The 17,719-nt window shown below is 60.1% G+C and carries 20 protein-coding genes; 10 read left to right on the top strand and 10 right to left on the bottom strand.

Features of this window, described 5'->3' with window-relative positions:
* The first annotated feature begins 6 nt into the window (after positions 1-6).
* Positions 7-621 (top strand): HAD family phosphatase, encoded by a 615-nt coding sequence (locus tag FHX05_RS11825; RefSeq protein WP_183871817.1) that lies wholly within the window; start codon positions 7-9, stop codon positions 619-621.
* A 4-nt stretch (positions 622-625) separates the two neighbouring features.
* Positions 626-991, top strand: a complete 366-nt coding sequence (locus FHX05_RS11820) for a nuclear transport factor 2 family protein (protein ID WP_183871815.1) — start codon at positions 626-628, stop codon at positions 989-991.
* Positions 992-1,121: 130 nt separating this feature from the next.
* Here FHX05_RS11820 and FHX05_RS11815 read toward each other — a convergent pair whose 3' ends face one another.
* The 3 genes from FHX05_RS11815 to FHX05_RS11805 form a co-directional block, all read right to left on the bottom strand.
* Positions 1,122-2,252, bottom strand: coding sequence for a site-specific DNA-methyltransferase (locus FHX05_RS11815; protein ID WP_113232078.1), 1,131 nt, complete (start codon positions 2,250-2,252; stop codon positions 1,122-1,124).
* Positions 2,253-2,409: 157 nt separating this feature from the next.
* Positions 2,410-2,757, bottom strand: coding sequence for an antibiotic biosynthesis monooxygenase (locus FHX05_RS11810; protein WP_112605865.1), 348 nt, complete (start codon positions 2,755-2,757; stop codon positions 2,410-2,412).
* Positions 2,754-3,083, bottom strand: coding sequence for an NIPSNAP family protein (locus FHX05_RS11805; protein ID WP_183710836.1), 330 nt, complete (start codon positions 3,081-3,083; stop codon positions 2,754-2,756). Before FHX05_RS11805 ends, FHX05_RS11810 begins: the two co-directional genes overlap by 4 nt.
* A gap of 72 nt (positions 3,084-3,155) precedes the next feature.
* Between FHX05_RS11805 and FHX05_RS11800 the strand changes: the two genes are divergently transcribed.
* Positions 3,156-3,881: a helix-turn-helix transcriptional regulator gene (locus tag FHX05_RS11800; protein WP_112398019.1), complete on the top strand. Its 726-nt coding sequence runs from the start codon at positions 3,156-3,158 to the stop codon at positions 3,879-3,881.
* On the opposite strand, the gene FHX05_RS11795 is transcribed toward FHX05_RS11800, so the two are convergent.
* The 3 genes from FHX05_RS11795 to FHX05_RS11785 all read right to left on the bottom strand — a co-directional run bounded on the left by FHX05_RS11795 (position 3,878) and on the right by FHX05_RS11785 (position 5,823).
* The gene (locus tag FHX05_RS11795) at positions 3,878-4,303 is read right to left on the bottom strand and encodes a DUF1284 domain-containing protein (protein ID WP_112335519.1); all 426 of its coding nucleotides are present in this window, start codon (positions 4,301-4,303) and stop codon (positions 3,878-3,880) included. The two genes, FHX05_RS11800 and FHX05_RS11795, sit on opposite strands and share 4 nt — an antisense overlap.
* Complete coding sequence (locus FHX05_RS11790) at positions 4,300-4,890, bottom strand: biotin transporter BioY (RefSeq protein ID WP_183871813.1); 591 nt, start codon at positions 4,888-4,890, stop codon at positions 4,300-4,302. Before FHX05_RS11790 ends, FHX05_RS11795 begins: the two co-directional genes overlap by 4 nt.
* Positions 4,891-5,154: 264 nt before the next feature.
* Positions 5,155-5,823 carry a GntR family transcriptional regulator gene (locus FHX05_RS11785; protein WP_112335517.1) on the bottom strand — a complete coding sequence of 223 codons (669 nt, stop codon included), beginning with the start codon at positions 5,821-5,823 and terminating at the stop codon, positions 5,155-5,157.
* Positions 5,824-6,066: 243 nt separating this feature from the next.
* On the opposite strand from FHX05_RS11785, the gene FHX05_RS11780 reads away from it, so the two are divergent.
* Positions 6,067-6,759: an HAD family hydrolase gene (locus tag FHX05_RS11780; RefSeq protein ID WP_015339084.1), complete on the top strand. Its 693-nt coding sequence runs from the start codon at positions 6,067-6,069 to the stop codon at positions 6,757-6,759.
* A gap of 109 nt (positions 6,760-6,868) precedes the next feature.
* On the opposite strand, the gene FHX05_RS11775 is transcribed toward FHX05_RS11780, so the two are convergent.
* Positions 6,869-7,489: a hypothetical protein gene (locus FHX05_RS11775; RefSeq protein ID WP_183871811.1), complete on the bottom strand. Its 621-nt coding sequence runs from the start codon at positions 7,487-7,489 to the stop codon at positions 6,869-6,871.
* Positions 7,490-7,802: 313 nt separating this feature from the next.
* On the opposite strand from FHX05_RS11775, the gene thrC reads away from it, so the two are divergent.
* From thrC to FHX05_RS11755, 4 genes are read left to right on the top strand one after another with little or no spacing between them, the layout of a single operon-like run.
* Positions 7,803-9,200 (top strand): threonine synthase, encoded by a 1,398-nt coding sequence (gene thrC / locus FHX05_RS11770; protein ID WP_112412421.1) that lies wholly within the window; start codon positions 7,803-7,805, stop codon positions 9,198-9,200.
* Positions 9,201-9,220: 20 nt separating this feature from the next.
* Positions 9,221-10,519 carry a pitrilysin family protein gene (locus tag FHX05_RS11765; RefSeq protein ID WP_015339081.1) on the top strand — a complete coding sequence of 433 codons (1,299 nt, stop codon included), beginning with the start codon at positions 9,221-9,223 and terminating at the stop codon, positions 10,517-10,519.
* A 50-nt stretch (positions 10,520-10,569) separates the two neighbouring features.
* Positions 10,570-11,184: a GNAT family protein gene (locus FHX05_RS11760; RefSeq protein ID WP_015339080.1), complete on the top strand. Its 615-nt coding sequence runs from the start codon at positions 10,570-10,572 to the stop codon at positions 11,182-11,184.
* An 8-nt stretch (positions 11,185-11,192) separates the two neighbouring features.
* Positions 11,193-14,093: an EAL domain-containing protein gene (locus FHX05_RS11755; RefSeq protein ID WP_112606084.1), complete on the top strand. Its 2,901-nt coding sequence runs from the start codon at positions 11,193-11,195 to the stop codon at positions 14,091-14,093.
* Positions 14,094-14,101: 8 nt separating this feature from the next.
* On the opposite strand, the gene FHX05_RS11750 is transcribed toward FHX05_RS11755, so the two are convergent.
* The 3 genes from FHX05_RS11750 to FHX05_RS11740 all read right to left on the bottom strand — a co-directional run bounded on the left by FHX05_RS11750 (position 14,102) and on the right by FHX05_RS11740 (position 16,183).
* Positions 14,102-15,157, bottom strand: coding sequence for a putative zinc-binding metallopeptidase (locus tag FHX05_RS11750; RefSeq protein WP_183871809.1), 1,056 nt, complete (start codon positions 15,155-15,157; stop codon positions 14,102-14,104).
* Positions 15,158-15,290: 133 nt separating this feature from the next.
* Positions 15,291-15,482: a CsbD family protein gene (locus tag FHX05_RS11745; RefSeq protein WP_112397964.1), complete on the bottom strand. Its 192-nt coding sequence runs from the start codon at positions 15,480-15,482 to the stop codon at positions 15,291-15,293.
* 95 nt (positions 15,483-15,577) lie between these two features.
* The gene (locus FHX05_RS11740) at positions 15,578-16,183 is read right to left on the bottom strand and encodes a YqgE/AlgH family protein (RefSeq protein ID WP_015339076.1); all 606 of its coding nucleotides are present in this window, start codon (positions 16,181-16,183) and stop codon (positions 15,578-15,580) included.
* Between the two features lie 140 nt (positions 16,184-16,323).
* Between FHX05_RS11740 and FHX05_RS11735 the strand changes: the two genes are divergently transcribed.
* On the top strand, positions 16,324-17,151 hold the full coding sequence (locus FHX05_RS11735) for a protein-disulfide reductase DsbD domain-containing protein (RefSeq protein ID WP_183871807.1): 828 nt from the start codon (positions 16,324-16,326) through the stop codon (positions 17,149-17,151).
* A gap of 81 nt (positions 17,152-17,232) precedes the next feature.
* Entirely contained in the window at positions 17,233-17,718 is a 486-nt protein-coding gene (locus tag FHX05_RS11730) for a peroxiredoxin (RefSeq protein WP_112335510.1), read from the top strand.
* Position 17,719: the final 1 nt, after the last annotated feature.

The raw sequence follows: 17,719 nt of genomic DNA, 5'->3' as shown, positions 1-17,719 counted from the left end.
TCATTCATGACGACGGAAATACGGCATATCGTTTTCGATATCGGCAAGGTTCTCATCCACTATGATCCAAACCTTCCCTACAGCCGGATCATTCCGGACCATGCAGAGCGCGAATGGTTCTTCGCCAATGTCTGCACTCATGAATGGAACCTTGAGCAGGATCGCGGCCGCACCTGGAGCGATGCCGAGGCATTGCTGATTGCCGATCATCCGGAGCGCGAGGAACAGATCCGCAGCTTCCGCAAATACTGGCACGAGATGGTTCCGCATGCCTATGACGACAGCGTCGCCATTCTGGAGCAGCTTATCGCTGAGGGACGCGACGTCACCTTGCTCACCAACTTCGCCTCGGACACCTTTCGCGAGGCGCAGGAGCGTTATCCCTTCCTGAAGAAGCCGCGCGGCGTGACAGTTTCCGGCGATATCGGGCTGATCAAGCCGGATGTCGCGATTTATGATATCCACGCCAAGAGCTTCGACCTCGATCCGGCCTCGACGATTTTCATCGACGATTCCTATCCGAACGTCGAAGGCGCGCGGGCTGCCGGCTGGCATGCAGTTCACTTCACAGGCGCCGAGAAGCTGCGCAGCGATCTCGCCGCCCATGGCATAAAGGTTTGAGCCAATGACCTTCGATCCCGCAGAACGCATCGATCTGTTCCACGACGCCATCAATCGCCTCGATTACGAGGCGATTGAGAATTTCTTCGCCGAGGATGCAACTTACGTCTCGAACGGCGTCGGAAGCCTTGCCGGCCGCGCGGCGATCATGGAAGCCTTCCGCGGCTATTTCGACACCTATCCCGATCAGACGGCATCGAATTCCCTGGTGGAAACGCTGACGCCGCTCTCCGGCCGTGCCGTCTGGTCGGTTCGCGCCACCAACAGCAAGACGGGCAAGCCGCTGATCCGCGAGGGCGAGGAAACCATCACCTTTAACGAGGATGGCCGCGTCGTGCGCGTCGACGTCACGGATTATCAGGAATTCTAAAATCTGAAACTAAAGACGCGCAGGGCCTTGCCGGATAGATCGTCCGGCAAGGCCCTGCGCATTTCACCTTCTTCCCTGACTGGAGGTACACGGCGGAAGAAGGCGGATATGTTTGGGGAAATGGCTGAAGCTATTCCACCTTGGCCAGATCGCTGCGAATGATAGCTCTGAGTTCGTCGATCGGACGCAGGGAACGCCCATCGTCGAAGTGCCAGAACATCCATCCATTACATGCATCAAGGCCCTGGACTTTCGCGCCAAGGCGATGAATGGAACCGGCCTCGCCGCCGGAAGCGACCGTGCCGTCGGCGCGGACGATGGCGCTATAGCGGCGCTTGGCATCGGTCAGCACCTGGCCGGGCTTGATGAGGCCGCTTTCGATGAGAACGTTGAACGCAACGCGTACTTCGGCCTTCTTGCCGGTCATGACGGTCAGTTCCGCCTTGCCGAGCGGTTCTACGGCCGCGATGCGGGCGCTTGCCGCATCGATATAATCCTGCTCGCGCTCGATGCCGACGAAGTGGCGGCCGAGGCGCTTGGCAACCGCGCCCGTCGTGCCCGATCCGAAGAAGGGATCGAGAATGATGTCGCCGGGCTTGGACGAAGCCATGATGACACGGGCCAGCAGCGCTTCCGGCTTCTGCGTCGGATGCACCTTCTTGCCATCGTCGCCCTTCAGTCGCTCATTGCCGTTGCAGATCGGGAACAGCCAGTCGGAACGCATCTGCACGTCGTCATTGGCGGCCTTCATGGCATCGTAGTTGAAGGTATAGCCCTTCGCCTTGGCATTCGGGCTTGCCCAGATCATCGTCTCATGCGCGTTCTGGAAACGGCGGCCCTTGAAATTCGGCATGGGGTTGGTCTTGCGCCAGACGATGTCGTTGAGAATCCAGAAATTTAGATCCTGCAATGTCGCGCCGACGCGGAAGATATTGTGATAGGAGCCGATGACCCAGATCGTGCCCGTCGGCTTCAGCACGCGCCGGCAGGCGAGCAGCCAAGCGCGGGTGAAGGCATCATAGGCTTCGAAGGATGCGAACTGATCCCATTCGTCATCGACGGCGTCGACCAGCGACTGATCCGGACGGTGCAGCGTGCCGCCAAGCTGGAGATTATACGGCGGGTCGGCGAAGATGACGTCGACGGATTGATTGGGCAGTGCCTCAAGAGCGGCCACGCAATCGCCCTTGATGATCGTGTCGATCCAGGACCCCGGAACGGCTGAAGTCCTGAGGTCGGCAAGCGGGAAAACTGACGCCATGTGATACTCGCTGTTACACTTACTCGGTGCTCTTAACTGAGTGTTATGGTTACCTAACTTGGTTACCAAAGGCTAAAGCAGCGTCATATTTTCTGCATTCCCGACGAAGCCGCCGAGAATGCAGGCCTCGTCAAAAGGCGCTATCGCGTTGAAAGCTCTAGATATCGTGCATTGCGTGGCTGTCGTCGGGCGCTTCTGCGCGTTCCGTCATCCCGTAATCGCGAAGCACCTGCGCGACACGCAAACGATAGTCGGCAAAGACCGTCTTGCGCCCCGCTTTCTGGGCGGCGCGATGCGCCTCGCGGTTTCGCCACTCGCGAACGGCTCCCTCGTCGCGCCAGAAGGACAGCGACAGGATCTTGCCTGGCTGAGTGAGGCTTTCGAAACGTTCGATAGAGACGAAACCGTCGATCGTCTCCAGTTCGGAACGCAGCCTCGCGGCGATGTCGAGATAGTGCTGACGTTCGTCGGGATGGGGAACGACTTCGAAAATGACTGCGATCATGGCGATACCCTCGAAGCGTGCGGCAGCGAGACATTCTTCAGGAAAATGCGATCCTCCTGCAAGATGAAACGCTCGCGACGGGCAAAATCAAGATTGGCCCGCGCCAGCGGATCGGCGGCGAGGCTCTTGCGATAGGCCTCATAGGCGGCGAGATTCTCGATATTGTAGATGCCGTAGGCTGTCGTCAGCGATCCCTCATGCGGGCCGAAATAGCCGATCAGGTCGGCGCCGTTGCGCGGGATGGCCTGGCCCCAGGCTTTGCCGTATTCCGCGAAGGCTTCTTGCTTGAACGGATCGATCTGGTAGCGGATGAAACAGGTGATCATTGGCTTTCTCCTTTGCTGATGCAGAGGTTTTCGCACATTGCAGGACGGAGATGGTTCGGTTACGATCGAAGTATGAAGGAAGGTCCAGACATAGCACAGATCGGCTCGCTGATCGGCGATCCGGCGCGAGCGAATATTCTGACGGCGCTGATGGGCGGTCGTGCGCTGACGGCGACGGAACTGGCGGCGGCTGCCGGCGTGACGCTGCAGACTGCGAGCGCGCATCTTTCCAAGCTTGAAGCAGGCGGCCTGCTGGCACAGCGCAAGCAGGGCCGGCATCGTTATTTCACGCTGGCCGACGATCGGGTCGGCAAGCTGCTCGAGGGCATCATGGGCTTTGCCGCAAGCCGCGGCCATCTGCGCCATCGTCCCGGCCCGAAGGAACCGGCGCTGCGCAAGGCGCGCATCTGCTACGATCATCTGGCCGGCGACTATGGTGTGCGCATGCTCGATAGTTTGATCGAGGCCGGGTCGATCTCCGCCGTGGGCGAAGGTCTGAGCCTGACGGCGAACGGCGAAAAGCATCTGGGATCGATCGGCATCGACCTCTCCGGGTTGCGCTCGAGCCGCCGACCGCTTTGCCGATCCTGCCTGGACTGGAGCGAGCGCCGTGCGCATCTCGCCGGCAGCCTCGGCAAGGCGCTGCTTTCGAATTTCCTCGACAAGGGTTGGGCGCGGCGAACCGAAAACAGCCGCTCGATCTTCTTCACGCCCGAAGGCGAGCGCCGCTTTCTGGCGCTCTTTCCGCTTGAGCTAAGCGATGGCGCCTCGCAGCCTGAGCCGGATGATAAGCCCTAGGCTGCTTTGATCAGGACACCGCTGAAGTTGGTTGCAGCAATGCGGCTGCAGAGCTCACCCCATTCGCAGCCGAGGCAGGCGTGACGGATTTCACCGCCGGCGAAATTGCGACGGAGTTTTGCAAGCAAGCCGGCATCAGGCACCAGCACCGCACCTATGCCGATCTCCTCGCCCAGCAATGTCGAGATATCGGCGAGAGCTACCGCATCCCGCTCGATGACCGAAGCCTTGAGGCAGTGCGGTTCTTCCTCGCCGAGCAGCGGCGCGCAGATGTCATCGGGGCCGGAGACCAGTTTGATCTCCTCCCCTTCCGACAGCCGCTCGGCGATGCGGCGATAATTGTCGGTGAAGGCCGAGGTATAGCCTTCACCAACGAATGTCAGCATGCAGAGCAGATGGTGGGCGCGAAGCCTGACGGTCAATTCAGACGCGCCTTGCCGCTATAGACCTGGATGGTCTTCAGCACGGCAGCTGCAAGCGCGGACTTGAGCACGGCGCCGAGAATGAAGGGCGCGACGCCAAGCAGCCAGCCCTTTTGCGCGCCGATCAGCGCTGCAAGCCATCCACCGCCGATGGCAAGGCAAAGAATGTTGGCCGAGAGATGGGCGATGAAGCTGCGCACGATGCGGTTGCCGCTCCAGCCGCGCTCCGCAAGCCAGCCGACAAGGGCTGCGATAATCGGGAAGGAGACCAGATAACCCGCCGTTGGCCCCATGAAGGGCGCAACGCCGCCTGCCCCGCCGGCCAGCACCGGAAAGCCGATCGCGGCTTCGCCCAGCCAGGCGAAAACCGTGATCGCACCAAGACGCCAGCCATAGAGCGCGCCGATCATGGTGATCGCGAATGTCTGCATGGTGATCGGCACCGGCACCATCGGCACAGAGATTCGCGATGCGAGCGCCAGGATCAGCGTTCCGGCGAGAACGAACACGGTCTTGGCAACAAGCGAACGCTGGCCGAGACGGAGCGGATCGAAAGCGACTTCATCATGATGCTGCAACAGGGACATGGGCTCTCCTTTTAAAATTATAGATAATTTTCGAGTCTCATCTATTTTATGAGAGAGATCGCGAAATCAGGCAAGTAGTAGCGGTACAAAATTCCGATAAAGTTCGGGATTTCGTTGAAAAATAAGGCTAATAAAATTCGGGAGAGGCAGCGACCGACAGCCGAGCATCGAACAAAATACCGCGACATTGACGCAGCAAACATTCCTTTGGAGCACCGCTTCCAGAGCACTTCCGGCCATTCACCTTAAAATTATCTATAATTTTTAGCCGACGATTGCGAAGGCGTCGCGTGTCGATCCCGAAGGCGTGCGCACTGGCGCGCGGCCGATCCATTGCACATGCTTCTGCAGGATCGCGGCAGCCTCTTCGGCCCGCCCCTGACGGAGCGCGGCCAGAATGGCGCGGTGGTCATGATCCGTGCGCTTCTCCCAGCCGGATTGCCAGGCGGAGAAGAGAAAGCGGGCGCTCACGGCATGCAGATCGTCGATCGCGGCAAGAAGGCGCGCCATGCCGCAGGGCGCCAGGATCAGGCGATGGAAGCGCCGATTGGCCTCCTCCCAAGCGTGGACGTCACCGGCGGCATCGCCATCGCGCGTCGCCTGTTCCGCCTCATCCAGAATAGCTGAAGTCAGATGCGGGGCTGCATGCTTGAGTGCAAGACCTTCGAGGGCTGCGCGCATTTCCGCAACCTCGCGGACTTCCTTGAGATCGAAAGAGGCGACACGGACACCACGACGCGGCAGGCTGATTGCCAGCCCCTGCGCCTCCAGCCGGCGGAACGCCTCGCGCACGGGCACGTGGCTCGTGCCGAACTCTTCGGCGATGTGATCCTGCCGCAGGCGGGCATCGGGCGCGATCTCGCCGCGGATGATGCGGTCGGCAAGCACCCGGCTGATGCGGCTGGCAATGGTGTCGTCGCGCTCCTTGGCCATGGCCGATCCTTAAAGGCGGCCCCATCCGATGTCGAGGGCCGATGTCGAGCGACAAGAAACCCTCGTCACCTCTTTTGTGCATTTCGACCCTTTCGCTCACTGCAGCGCAGCCATGCCCGCCAATTGGTTGAGCTTTGCCGACATATCGTGTAAAGCCCGGCGGTCGTTTTTCAGAGTACCTCCCGAAACACCGATGGTTTCCTGGAGCGTGCCGATCCCAGCCAGATCAAAGGCAGTAATTTCATGAGCAATGGTTTCGACCTCATCATTTTCGACTGCGACGGCGTTCTGGTCGATTCGGAAATCATCGCGGCCGAGGTCGAATCGAAACTGCTGACCGATGCGGGCTATCCGATCAGCACCGAGGAGATGGGCGAGCGCTTCGCCGGAATGACCTGGCGCAACATCCTGTTCGAAGTCGAGCGCGAGGCCAGCATTCCGCTCTCTGCATCGCTGCTCGACAAATCCGAGAAGCTGCTCGACCTGAAGCTTGCCAGTGATGTCCAGGCTATCCCGGGCGTGCCGCAGGCGTTGTCGCGGCTGCCGATGCCGCGCTGCATCTGCTCGAATTCCAGCTCCGCCCGCCTCGAGATGATGCTGACGAAGGTCGGCTACATCAAGCTGTTTGCTCCGAACATCTTTTCCGCCAAGGACCTCGGTGCCGACCGCGTGAAGCCGAAACCGGACATCTTCCTGCATGGCGCCAAGCAGATGAATGTCAGCCCGGCCAATACGATCGTCGTCGAAGATTCCGTCCACGGCGTTCAGGCCGCGCGCGCCGCCGGCATGCGCGTCATCGGCTTTACCGGGGCATCGCATACCTATCCGTCTCATGCCGATCGCCTGACCGACGCCGGTGCCGAAACCGTCGTCAGCCGCATGGCCGACTTGCCGGGCGTCGTCATGGCGCTCGCCGAATGGGACGGCGTCCTCTAAGACGGATTGAAATACAGATCAAAAGAAAAGGCCCTGCCGATCGGCAGGGCCTTTTCTTTTCAACCGTCGCTCACCCTTGCATCGCTGCGCGAGGGCCGCGATCAAAAGCTTAGTGACGCTTCTTGCGCACCGGCTTCGCACCCTTCACGGGCTTCTGCGGGCCTTGATCGAAACCGATCTGCACAATAGTGAAGCCGCCGGAGCCCCCGGCAACCTGGATATCATTATCGGTAAAGAGGAATTGCGCCGTCGTCTCGCCCGGCGGGATTTCCGCCGTATACATAACGGTCTTGCTATAGAGCGCGTTGTCGTTGTCCATGACGGCAACATGGATTGGCAGGGTTATCTTTCCGGAGCTGCCCATGGGGCCAGCAACCAGGCGTCCCTGCGCCACGACGTGAATGCCGAGGCTGGTGCCGTCCGTGGTGCATTGGCGGGTCGCCTGCGCCAGCGAAGCTTGGTAGATCAGCTGGTTCGGGTCGTCCTTGGCGCCTTTGGCGTAGGTGCGATAGACGGAATCCTCGTCGCGGATAACGGCCTGCGGGCACTTGCCCGCGACGTAAGACTGGCCGCCAGTCGGAGCAGCTGTTGCGGCTCCCGTTTGCGGCGCCACCGTTACATCCGTTGCCGGCTGTTTTTCACTGTTGCCGCCGATGCCGAGAGTGCTGCAGCTCGTCAGCAATGCCAGAAGCGAAGCGGAGAAAAGACGACGCGAAACCTTGCCAAACACTATAATTCCACCCTCTCCATATATTTCACATTATCGGCCAGCAGCCTGTCAAACGGGCCTTTTATGACACTTGGCGATGGTCTATACCAGCGACGCAGCGAAAAATCGATTGGGTAGACACCGTTTTGGCTCACTTTTCGAGATCGACAGATTGCCACAAACGGCCTCCGCCCGGCGCAGATCCCACGCGCCTTGCGCAAACGCGAAAACCACGCGGCTGATCCGACGCAAAAAGACCGGCCGCTGTCGCTTCGTTCCTCTACCCTCTCAATCGATCACTCAGGCAATTTTGCGACCAAAGGAATTCTAGACCGTGGACTACATTTCAACGCGGGGAGAAGCCCCTGCCCTTGGCTTCTGCGACGCCCTCCTGGCCGGCCTTGCTCGTGATGGCGGGCTTTATGTTCCCCGTGAATGGCCTGTCCTGACGAAGAAGGAAATCCGCGCGTTCCGCGGCAAGAGCTATCAGGATGTCGCTTTCGCCGTCCTTTCGCCCTTCACCAACGGGGAAATCCCGGCCGATGTCTTTCGCGGCATGATCGACGATGCCTATGCCACCTTCCGGCATCCGGCCGTGGCGCCGCTCGTCCAGACGGGAGCGAACAGCTTTGTCATGGAGCTTTTCCATGGCACGACGCTCGCCTTTAAGGATGTCGCCATGCAGCTGCTGGCGCGGCTGATGGACTATGCGCTGGAGAAGCGCGGCCAGCGAGCCACCATCGTCGGCGCAACCTCGGGCGATACCGGCGGCGCTGCAATCGACGCCTTTGCCGGACGCGAGCGCACCGATATCTTCATTCTCTTCCCGCATGGAAAAGTCTCGCCTGTGCAGCAGCGCCAGATGACCACCTCGACGGCAGCAAATGTGCATGCTCTGGCGATCAAGGGCAATTTCGACGATTGCCAGAACCTCGTCAAAGCCATGTTCAACGATGCAGCCTTCCGCGACACGGTCAAGCTTTCGGGTGTCAATTCCATCAACTGGGCGCGAATCATGGCGCAGGTGGTTTACTACTTCACGACAGCTGTCGCCATTGGCGGTCCTGACCGGAAAATCTCGTTCACTGTGCCAACAGGCAATTTCGGCGATATTTTCGCCGGTTACGTCGCCAAGCGCATGGGCCTGCCGATCGAAAAGCTGGTCATCGCCACCAACGAAAACGATATCCTGGCACGCATGCTGAAGACCGGCCGCTATGAGATGCGCTCGGTCAAGGCAACGACCTCGCCGTCGATGGATATCCAGATCTCCTCCAACTTCGAGCGGCTACTGTTCGAAGCGAACGGTCGGGACGCCTCCAAGGTGCGCGCCGCCATGGAAAGCCTGAAGCAGTCGAACGGATTTTCGGTCAGCGAAGAGGCTCTGAAGTTCATCAAGAAGGACTTCCGCGCCGGCCGCGCCAGCGAGAAGCAGGTGGCCGAAACGATCCGCAAAACCCTTGCCGATACGGGGTATCTGCTCGATCCGCATACGGCGATCGGCGTCTTCATTGCGAACAAGAACGAGCGTCCCAGCAGCCCGATGGTGACACTGGCGACCGCCCACCCGGCAAAATTCCCTGCCGCAGTAAAATCCGCATCCGGTATTGACCCGGCGCTTCCGACGTGGCTTGCTGGTCTGATGACCAGGGAGGAGCGTTTCGACATTCTCGATCCGGAACTTAAAGCCGTCGAAAGCTTTATCGGCAAGCATATCCGGACCGGCGAATAGCAGACGCGGAAAGACAGGCGATGACAGTGGAGTGCACCCGGCTAGCGTCCGGGCTGACAGTAGCGACCCAATCGATGCCACACCTCGAAAGCGTGGCTCTCGGAGTTTGGATCAAGTCGGGTTCGCGTAACGAGACCGAAGCAGAACACGGTATCGCGCATCTGCTCGAGCATATGGCGTTCAAGGGTACGGCGCGGCGCACGGCCCGGCAGATCGCCGAGGAAATCGAGAATGTCGGCGGCGAAGTCAACGCCGCCACCTCGACGGAAACCACCTCCTATTATGCCCGCGTGCTGAAGGACCATGTGCCGCTCGCCGTCGATATCCTTGCCGATATCCTGACGGAGTCGGCCTTCGACGAGGAAGAGCTGGCGCGCGAAAAGCAGGTCATCCTGCAGGAAATCAATGCCGCCAACGACACGCCCGACGATGTCGTCTTCGACAAGTTTTCCGAGGTCGCCTATCGCGGTCAGACGCTGGGACGCGCGATTCTCGGCACGCCGGAAACCGTCGTCTCCTTCTCGCCGGAACAGATCCGCCATTATCTCGGCCGCAACTATACGACCGACCGCATGTTCGTGGTGGCGGCGGGTGCTGTCGACCATGAAAGCTTCGTGCGTCAGGTCGAGGAGCGCTTCTCCAGCCTTCCGACCAAACCGTCCGCTCCGCCCGTTATCGAACCGGCGCGTTATATCGGCGGCAACATTCGCGAAACGCGCGACCTGATGGATGCGCAGATCCTGCTCGGCTTTGAAGGCCGCGCCTATCACACCCGCGATTTCTACTGTTCGCAGATTCTCGCCAACATCCTCGGCGGCGGCATGTCTTCGCGCCTTTTCCAGGAAGTGCGCGAATTCCGCGGCCTCTGTTATTCGGTCTATGCCTTCCATTGGGGCTTCTCCGATACCGGCATTTTCGGCATCCATGCCGCGACCGGTGGCGAGAACCTGCCGGAACTGCTGCCCGTCATCGTCGACGAGCTGCACAAATCCTCCCATGACATTCAGCAGCAGGAAATCGAGCGCGCCCGCGCTCAGATCCGCGCACAGCTGCTGATGGGTCAGGAAAGCCCGGCCGCTCGCGCTGGTCAGGTCGCCCGGCAGATGATGCTTTATGGCCGCCCCATCCCGAACCAGGAGATGCTGGAGCGCCTGGAAGGTATCACGATCGAGCGCCTGACGGATCTTGCCGGCCGCCTGTTCTTCGATACAGTACCGACGCTTTCTGCGATCGGGCCGCTGGAGCAGCTCGCGCCGATGGAGGACATCGTCACTTCGCTGTCGTCGCCGGTCCCTGCTTCCAGAAGCGCAAGCGGCTAAGGGCACGCCGCAGGCCTATGGGTGCAATTCTCGGGGGAGTGCTTGGCGGCATGCAAAAATCTGTCTTTCGGTTTCTCTCACGTCATTCGGACGCGGTTGAACTCGAAAACGACAATTATTTGCTGCGGCTGCCGCGCTACTCCGATTTCAACCAATGGCACAGGCTTCGGGCTGAAAGCCGCCGTTTTTTGGAACCTTGGGAGCCTACCTGGCGACATGACGAGCTGACCGAGGCCGCCTATCGGGCGCGCATCATTCGGGGCAAGCAGGAATACAGCTCCGGCCAGGCCATACCGCTCTTCATTTTTCTGAGGGAAAACACGACGCTGGTTGGCGGCATCACGATCGGCTATATTCGCCGAGGTGCCGCGCAGAGCTGCATGATCGGGTATTGGATGGGCGAGCGCTACTCCGGTCAGGGCCATATGTTCGCCGCACTTCAGTTGGTTATACCCTATATCTTTTCCGGACTTGAGTTGCACCGAATTGAAGCAGCCTGTATTCCGGATAACGAGCGTAGCATGCGGCTTTTGCAAAAAGCCGGTTTCCAACGGGAAGGTCATTTGCGCGGTTATCTTAAAATCAACGGTCAGTGGCGCGACCATGTGATGTTTTCAAGGTTGGCATCCGACACCAACCCGAACCGAAGCTTCGACCAGCGATGATCGCCGGAATGATGCAGACGTGGCCGATGGCCCGGCGGCTATGCGCGCTGATCGCAACGCTCGCAGCCGTGATGTTGCTGCTGCTCACCGGAGTGGCTGACGCAGCCGAGCCTGTGAAGATCTCGCGCGACGATACCGCTCTCGACCTGACGGCGACGACGGAGATCTATACCAATCAGGGAGAAGCCTTTCAGGTCTCTACAGCCGCAGGCACCGACGGCATCCGACGCCGCATTGAGGTACGATCCTCTTCGCCGAACCATCAGGGTGACTGGGCCGTCTTTGCACTGGCTAATGTGTCCGAAGAGCAGCTGGAGCGCGTCATCGTCGCCCCGCATTTCCGCCTGGTGAATTCGAAAGTCTTCTGGCCGGATCTCGGCTCGCAGCGCATCGTCGCGATCACGCCGAGCGAAGGGTTCGCGCTCGATCGCCAGCCGAGCGACGAAGCCGATGTCTTCCGCATCACGCTGAACCCCGGCGCGGTCGTCACCTTCGTTGCCGAACTTTCGTCACCAAACCTGCCGCAGCTCTATCTTTGGGAACCGAACGCCTACAAGGATACGGTCAACGCCTTCACGCTCTATCGCGGCATCGTGCTCGGCATTGCCGGCTTGCTGGCGGTGTTCCTGACCATCCTTTTCGTGGTCAAGGGAACCTCGATGCTGCCAGCGACGGCGGCGCTTGCCTGGGCGGTGCTCGGCTATATCTGCGTCGATTTCGGCTTTCTCGGCAAGCTCATCAGCATCACGTCAAGCGACCAGCGAATATGGCGCGCCTGTGCGGAGGTGGCGCTCGCGTCGAGCCTGGTGATCTTCCTGTTCACCTATCTCAATCTCAATCGCTGGCACGCCCATCTCGGCTATGTGACGCTTGCCTGGGTACTCGGTCTCGCGCTGCTCTTCGGTGTGGCGATCTACGATCCGTCGATTGCCGCCGGCATCGCGCGGCTGTCGCTGGCGCTGACCGCGACGGCAGGCCTGCTGCTTATCATCTATCTCGGCTTCAGCCGTTATGATCGGGCCATCCTGCTCGTGCCCGCCTGGGCGCTGATCCTCGTCTGGCTGTTCGGGGCCTGGATGACCGTCATGGGCAAGCTCGACAACGACATCATCCAGCCGGCACTCGGCGGCGGACTTGTGCTGATCGTGCTCTTGATCGGCTTTACAGTCATGCAGCACGCTTTTGCCGGCGGCGCATTTCAGCAGGGCCTGTTCTCGGATCTGGAACGGCAATCCCTGGCGCTCACCGGCTCCGGCGATACCGTTTGGGATTGGGACGTGGCGCGCGACCGCGTGGTGACGACGCCCGATATCTCGATGAAGCTCGGCCTTTCTCCCGGCACCATGCACGGCGCTGCGCGCAACTGGCTGCCGCGGCTGCATCCCGACGATCGCGACCGCTTCCGCGCGACGCTCGACGTGCTTCTGGAACATCGACGCGGCCGGCTGAACCATGAATTCCGCATTCGCGCCGAAGACGGGCATTTCCACTGGCTGTCGATCCGCGCACGGCCGGTCCTTGGTTCCAACGGCGAGATCATTCGCTGCGTCGGTACGATCGTCGACATCACCGAGCAGAAGAATTCGATCGAGCGGCTGTTGCACGATGCAGTGCACGACAATCTCACGGGACTGCCGAACCGCCAAGTCTTCCTCGATCGCCTGCAGGCGGTTCTAACACTTGCCTCGGATGGCAATCAGCTCAGGCCGACGGTCATCGTTATCGATATCGACCGGTACAAGCTCGTCAACGATACCCTTGGCTTTGCCGCTGGTGACAATATTCTGATCGCGCTGACGCGGCGTCTTCGCCGGCTGATGAAGCCGCAGGATACGCTCGCTCGCCTTTCGGGCGACCAGTTCGGCCTCATCCTCGTTTCCGAACGCGATCCAGCCAAGGTCGCCGACTTCGCCGATGCAATCAGCAAGGCGATCATGGTGCCGATCAATTTCGCCAACCGCGAGATCATCCTGACGGCTTCGGTCGGACTGACGTCCTGGGTCGATCAGCAGGAGAATGCGACTGGTATGCTGAGCGATGCGGAGCTCGCCATGTACCGCGCCAAGCGCGCCGGCGGCAATCGTGTCGAACCCTTCCAGCCGGCCTTCCGCAGCTTCGGGACGGACCGGCTGCAGCTGGAAACCGACTTGCGCCGGGCCGTCGAACGCAAGGAACTCTCGCTCGTCTATCAGCCGATCGTTCGGCTCGAAGATGCGGAGGTTGCCGGCTTCGAGGCGCTGATGCGCTGGGAGCATCCAAAGCGCGGCAATATTCCGCCATCGGAATTCATCCCGATCGCCGAGGCTTCCGATATCATTGGCCCGCTTGGCATGTTTGCGCTCGAGCAGGCAACGAACGATCTGATGGCATGGCAGCGACAGACCGGCGACCTGCCGCTGTTCGTCTCCATCAACCTTTCCAGCGTCCAGTTGCTCAACAACGAGCTTTACGACGATATCCGCGCCCTGCTCGCCAAAACCCATTGCGATCCGCACCGGATCAAGCTGGAGCTGACGGAATCGCAGGTGATGGAAAATCCGGAACAGGCACGGCTCGTGCTCGACAAGCTGCGAGATGCCGGCATCGGCCTGGCGCTCGACGACTTCGGCACCGGCTATTCCTCTCTCGCCTACCTCACCCGTTTCCCCTTCGATACGATCAAGCTCGACAAGGCGATGGTCCGCGACGATAGCGACAAGAAGGCGGTTCTGTTGCGTTCGGTCATCTCCATGGCGCGTGAACTCAACATGCGCGTGGTCGCCGAAGGCATCGAATCGGAAGAGGATGCGCTGGAGCTCGCCAAGATCGGCTGCAGCTACGGCCAAAGTTTCATCTTCGGCCCGCCGATGGGTTCGGATTCGGTGATACGCCTGCTGAAGGAACGCTTTCCGCTGACGAAGCGCGCCTGAGTAGTCGATCACGCGCTGTCGATCAATTCCCTGATATAGTCGAGCTTAGCGACTACCGGCGGCGAGAGGATGAAGGGATAGGAATCCGGCTGCCCCATGCTGCGCTGGATGGAATTGATCGCCACGCTCAAAGGGATCCAGGCGCTGACGAGCTGCTCGGCGCTTTCCGCCCTGTAAGGATTGAAATCTATCTCGGCCGCCATGTCATGATAGCGATGGGGATCGATCACCACGCCGAAGGAGCGTGCCGTTTCCAGCGTGTCGACGATGTGCAGATAATGCGCGAAGCATTCGGCAAAATCCTCCCAGGGATGGGAGCTGGCATAGGCGCTGATAAAGCTTTCCTGCCAATTCGCCGGTGGCCCGTTCTCGTAGTGAGCCTGAAGTGCTGCGCCATAATCGGCGCGCTCGTCGCCGAAGACGGCGCGAAAGGCATCGAATTGCCCGCGGTCGCGGACAAGCTTGTTCCAGATGAAATGGCCGGTCTCATGGCGGAAGTGGCCGAGCAAAGTGCGATAAGGCTCGTTCATCGAGGTGCGCGCCTGTTCGCGCGTGACATCGTCCGCCTCGGCGGCGCGGATAGCGATCAGTCCCTCCTCATGACCCGTCATCGCCGGGACCACGGTACCGCCCTGCACCTCGTCCTCGAGGAAGTCGAAGACGAGCCCACCTTCGGGGTCCTGCTGACGGTCGGGATGCGGCAGGTTCCAGCGCAAAAGCGAATAAAACAAATGCCGCTGCGCCTGACTGATGCGCCGCCAGCGGTCTATGCCCTGTTCCGTGCCGGTGTTCGGCACGAGACGATTGTGCCGGCAGGCGACGCAATAGGGTTGCGGGTCGTCCGCATCGATCAGCCAATTGCATATATCGAGTTCGGCATTCGCGCAGAACCGAACGTGTTGTGCCGGCTCGGACACCGGATGCCAGCTGGCAGCATTTTCAGCTTCCAAGGCGTATATCGCCAAGCGGTCGGGAATAAAACCAAGCTGATGGCCGCAACGCACGCACTGCCTGTTATCGAAGTGGACGGGCTGGCCGCAATGGTCACAAGTGAAAAGCCGCATGTCTCCCCTCGAAAAATCATTGGCCGATAGTAAAGAGCCTGCCACGTTTCCGTAACAGGCCCTTCCTCCCAACATCGCCGCTACAACATCAATTCCGATGGAGCGGCGACCATGGATTTGAAAAATTCAGCAGTCACATCCGGTCGACTGCGCCCTTGACCTTATCCTTGGCCTTGCCAACGGCGGTCTGCACCTTGCCCTTAGCTTCCTGGGCGGCGCCCTTCGCGCGCATTTCCCTATCATTGGTCGCCTTGCCGGCTGCCTGCTTTGCCTTGCCGGCGATTTCATTCACCTTACCGGATACCTTGTCGGTCGTGCTGCTCATATCTGGCGCCTCCTGGTCTGGCCCGGCGGAATTGCCGATGCTCTGTCAGGAAAACGTCACCACAGCTATTTCGTTCCAAAGTAACGCAAATCGGCTTAGCTATGGCCCGCCTGCAGCGACAGCATCGCAGGATTGATGCCCATCAGAGCCAGCGCGCGATCATATTTGTTGTCGAGGCTGCGATCGAAAATCATTTCTTCGTTTGCCGGGCAGTTCAGCCAGCCATTATTGCCGATCTCGGCTTCGAGCTGGCCGGCCCCCCAGCCGGCATAGCCGAGCAACATGGTGGCGCGTTTCGGGCCGCTCCCTTTGGAAATCGCCCGCACGATGTCGAGCGTCGCCGTCAGGCTGATGTCATCACTGACCGGAATGCTGCTATCGCTGATGTAATCGTCCGAATGCAGAACGAAGCCGCGGCCGCTTTCGACGGGGCCGCCGGTCTGGATAGGGAAATCGCGCGCCCTTTGCGGCAACACGATGGCATCGTCGTCCTTGATCATTTCGAGATGCAGCAGAACATCGGTGAATGTCAGCTTCTGAGCGCGATTGATGACGAAGCCCATGGCACCGGCATCGGAATGGGCGCAGATATAAATCACCGTTCGATGGAAGTTCCGATCCTCCATGCCCGGCATGGCGATCAGGAACTGACCGTCGAGAAAACCTCTTTCGCGTCTATTCTTCAGCGTCGATAGGGACATCGTGCCTCCTGACCGCAGTCCGCAACTGCACCGCCTGTAATCAAGATGGGGCAATGTCATAAATCAATCAACTGAAAATGATCATTTGCTTCTTCGGCTGTGCTGGCTCCAGGCAACTCAATCGGCTAAATCCTTGTCGCATGATCGAATTCAGTACCGTTGGCCGGCTGTCGGCCCTTCTCGCTACTTTGTTTTTCAGCGCCGCGGCAGTCCATGCCGCGACGAGCGACTGGGTAGACAATGAGGGCGGCAGGATGCGTCTGATCGCGCTGGCGCCGGACGCCGAAGGGCATATCCGCGCCGCCCTGCAGGTCGAACCGGAGCCGGGCTGGATCACCTACTGGCGTGAGCCAGGTCAGGGTGGAATTCCGCCGCAAATTACGCCGGCACCTGGCAGCGGCGTGACATTGGAAAGGGCGGCCTACCCGGCACCAAAACCGATCAGCGTCGGCCCTATCCAGGAAATCGGCTACGACGCGCCGGTGACGTTTCCGCTCGATCTTCGCGTCGCCGGCAAGGCGCCGGAAAAGCTTGAGCTGACAGCTTTCATCGGCCTCTGCAAGGATATCTGCATCCCTTTCCAGGCCGAATACTCCCTGCCCTTGCCGATCAATGCACAGCCGACCTCGCGTGAGCTGGCCTTGCTCGATGCGGCAAAGGCGGTGCTGCCCCAAGCTCCTTCTGCGGATTTCGCCATCCAGAGCCATCAGATCTCCGCCGACGCCAAGAGCCTTTCGCTGCAACTAACACTGCCGGAAGCGAGTGGAAAGGCACCTGAAATCTACGTCACGGGGCCGTCAGGCTATGTGTTCTTTCAGCAAGCAAATGCAAAGCGGGAGGGAACCGCCTTCTCCGCCGATATCGAGATCGGCAAGCTGCCGAAGGATTATAGTCCGAAGGGCAAGAGCTGGGGCATCCTCGTCGTCGATGGCGATCGGGCGATGGAAACCACCCTTGCACTTGAATAGGCGCGGCCTATAGTTCCCTGACCGTCTTCAAGCCATCGGCGACCATTCGAGCGCCCCGAAACACGACCCAAGGAGAGAGCCATGACCATCGCGATCGGCGACACACTGCCTGCCGCAACCTTCAAGGAAAAGACCGCCGACGGCCCGGTCGAGATCAGCACCGAGCAGCTCTTTGCCGGCAAGCGCGTCGTTCTCTTCGCCGTTCCCGGCGCGTTTACGCCCACTTGCTCGCTCAATCACCTGCCGGGTTTTCTCGAAAACCGCGACGCCATTCTTGCCAAGGGCATCGATGACATCGCCGTCGTTTCCATCAATGACTGGCACGTCATGGGCGCCTGGGCACAATCGTCCGGTGGCCTCGGCAAGATCCATTTCCTCGCCGACTGGGATGGCTCCTTCACCAAGGCGCTTGGTCTTGAAGCCGATCTTTCCGCCGGCGGCCTTGGCATTCGCTCCAAGCGTTATTCCATGCTGGTGGAAGACGGCGTGGTGAAGACGCTGAATATCGAGGAAAGCCCCGGCCAGGCAACGGTTTCAGGCGCCGCTGCGATGATCGAGCAGCTTTAGG

Origin of the sequence: Rhizobium sp. BK491, from assembly GCF_014194925.1 — a bacterium.
In the GTDB taxonomy this organism is placed as follows: Bacteria; Pseudomonadota; Alphaproteobacteria; order Rhizobiales; family Rhizobiaceae; genus Rhizobium.
Note: the sequence above shows the minus strand (reverse complement) of the source record. Positions and strands in the feature narration are given on the sequence as shown.

Excerpts from the sequence above, each read along its gene's own strand:
- FHX05_RS11825 (WP_183871817.1), top strand. The coding sequence starts at position 7 with ATGACGACGGAAATACGGCATATCGTTTTCGATATCGGCAAGGTTCTC.
- FHX05_RS11820 (WP_183871815.1), top strand. The coding sequence starts at position 626 with ATGACCTTCGATCCCGCAGAACGCATCGATCTGTTCCACGACGCCATC.
- FHX05_RS11815 (WP_113232078.1), bottom strand. The coding sequence starts at position 2,252 with ATGGCGTCAGTTTTCCCGCTTGCCGACCTCAGGACTTCAGCCGTTCCG.
- FHX05_RS11810 (WP_112605865.1), bottom strand. The coding sequence starts at position 2,757 with ATGATCGCAGTCATTTTCGAAGTCGTTCCCCATCCCGACGAACGTCAG.
- FHX05_RS11805 (WP_183710836.1), bottom strand. The coding sequence starts at position 3,083 with ATGATCACCTGTTTCATCCGCTACCAGATCGATCCGTTCAAGCAAGAA.
- FHX05_RS11800 (WP_112398019.1), top strand. The coding sequence starts at position 3,156 with ATGAAGGAAGGTCCAGACATAGCACAGATCGGCTCGCTGATCGGCGAT.
- FHX05_RS11790 (WP_183871813.1), bottom strand. The coding sequence starts at position 4,890 with ATGTCCCTGTTGCAGCATCATGATGAAGTCGCTTTCGATCCGCTCCGT.
- FHX05_RS11785 (WP_112335517.1), bottom strand. The coding sequence starts at position 5,823 with ATGGCCAAGGAGCGCGACGACACCATTGCCAGCCGCATCAGCCGGGTG.
- FHX05_RS11780 (WP_015339084.1), top strand. The coding sequence starts at position 6,067 with ATGAGCAATGGTTTCGACCTCATCATTTTCGACTGCGACGGCGTTCTG.
- FHX05_RS11765 (WP_015339081.1), top strand. The coding sequence starts at position 9,221 with ATGACAGTGGAGTGCACCCGGCTAGCGTCCGGGCTGACAGTAGCGACC.
- FHX05_RS11760 (WP_015339080.1), top strand. The coding sequence starts at position 10,570 with ATGCAAAAATCTGTCTTTCGGTTTCTCTCACGTCATTCGGACGCGGTT.
- FHX05_RS11755 (WP_112606084.1), top strand. The coding sequence starts at position 11,193 with ATGATGCAGACGTGGCCGATGGCCCGGCGGCTATGCGCGCTGATCGCA.
- FHX05_RS11750 (WP_183871809.1), bottom strand. The coding sequence starts at position 15,157 with ATGCGGCTTTTCACTTGTGACCATTGCGGCCAGCCCGTCCACTTCGAT.
- FHX05_RS11745 (WP_112397964.1), bottom strand. The coding sequence starts at position 15,482 with ATGAGCAGCACGACCGACAAGGTATCCGGTAAGGTGAATGAAATCGCC.
- FHX05_RS11740 (WP_015339076.1), bottom strand. The coding sequence starts at position 16,183 with ATGTCCCTATCGACGCTGAAGAATAGACGCGAAAGAGGTTTTCTCGAC.
- FHX05_RS11735 (WP_183871807.1), top strand. The coding sequence starts at position 16,324 with ATGATCGAATTCAGTACCGTTGGCCGGCTGTCGGCCCTTCTCGCTACT.
- FHX05_RS11730 (WP_112335510.1), top strand. The coding sequence starts at position 17,233 with ATGACCATCGCGATCGGCGACACACTGCCTGCCGCAACCTTCAAGGAA.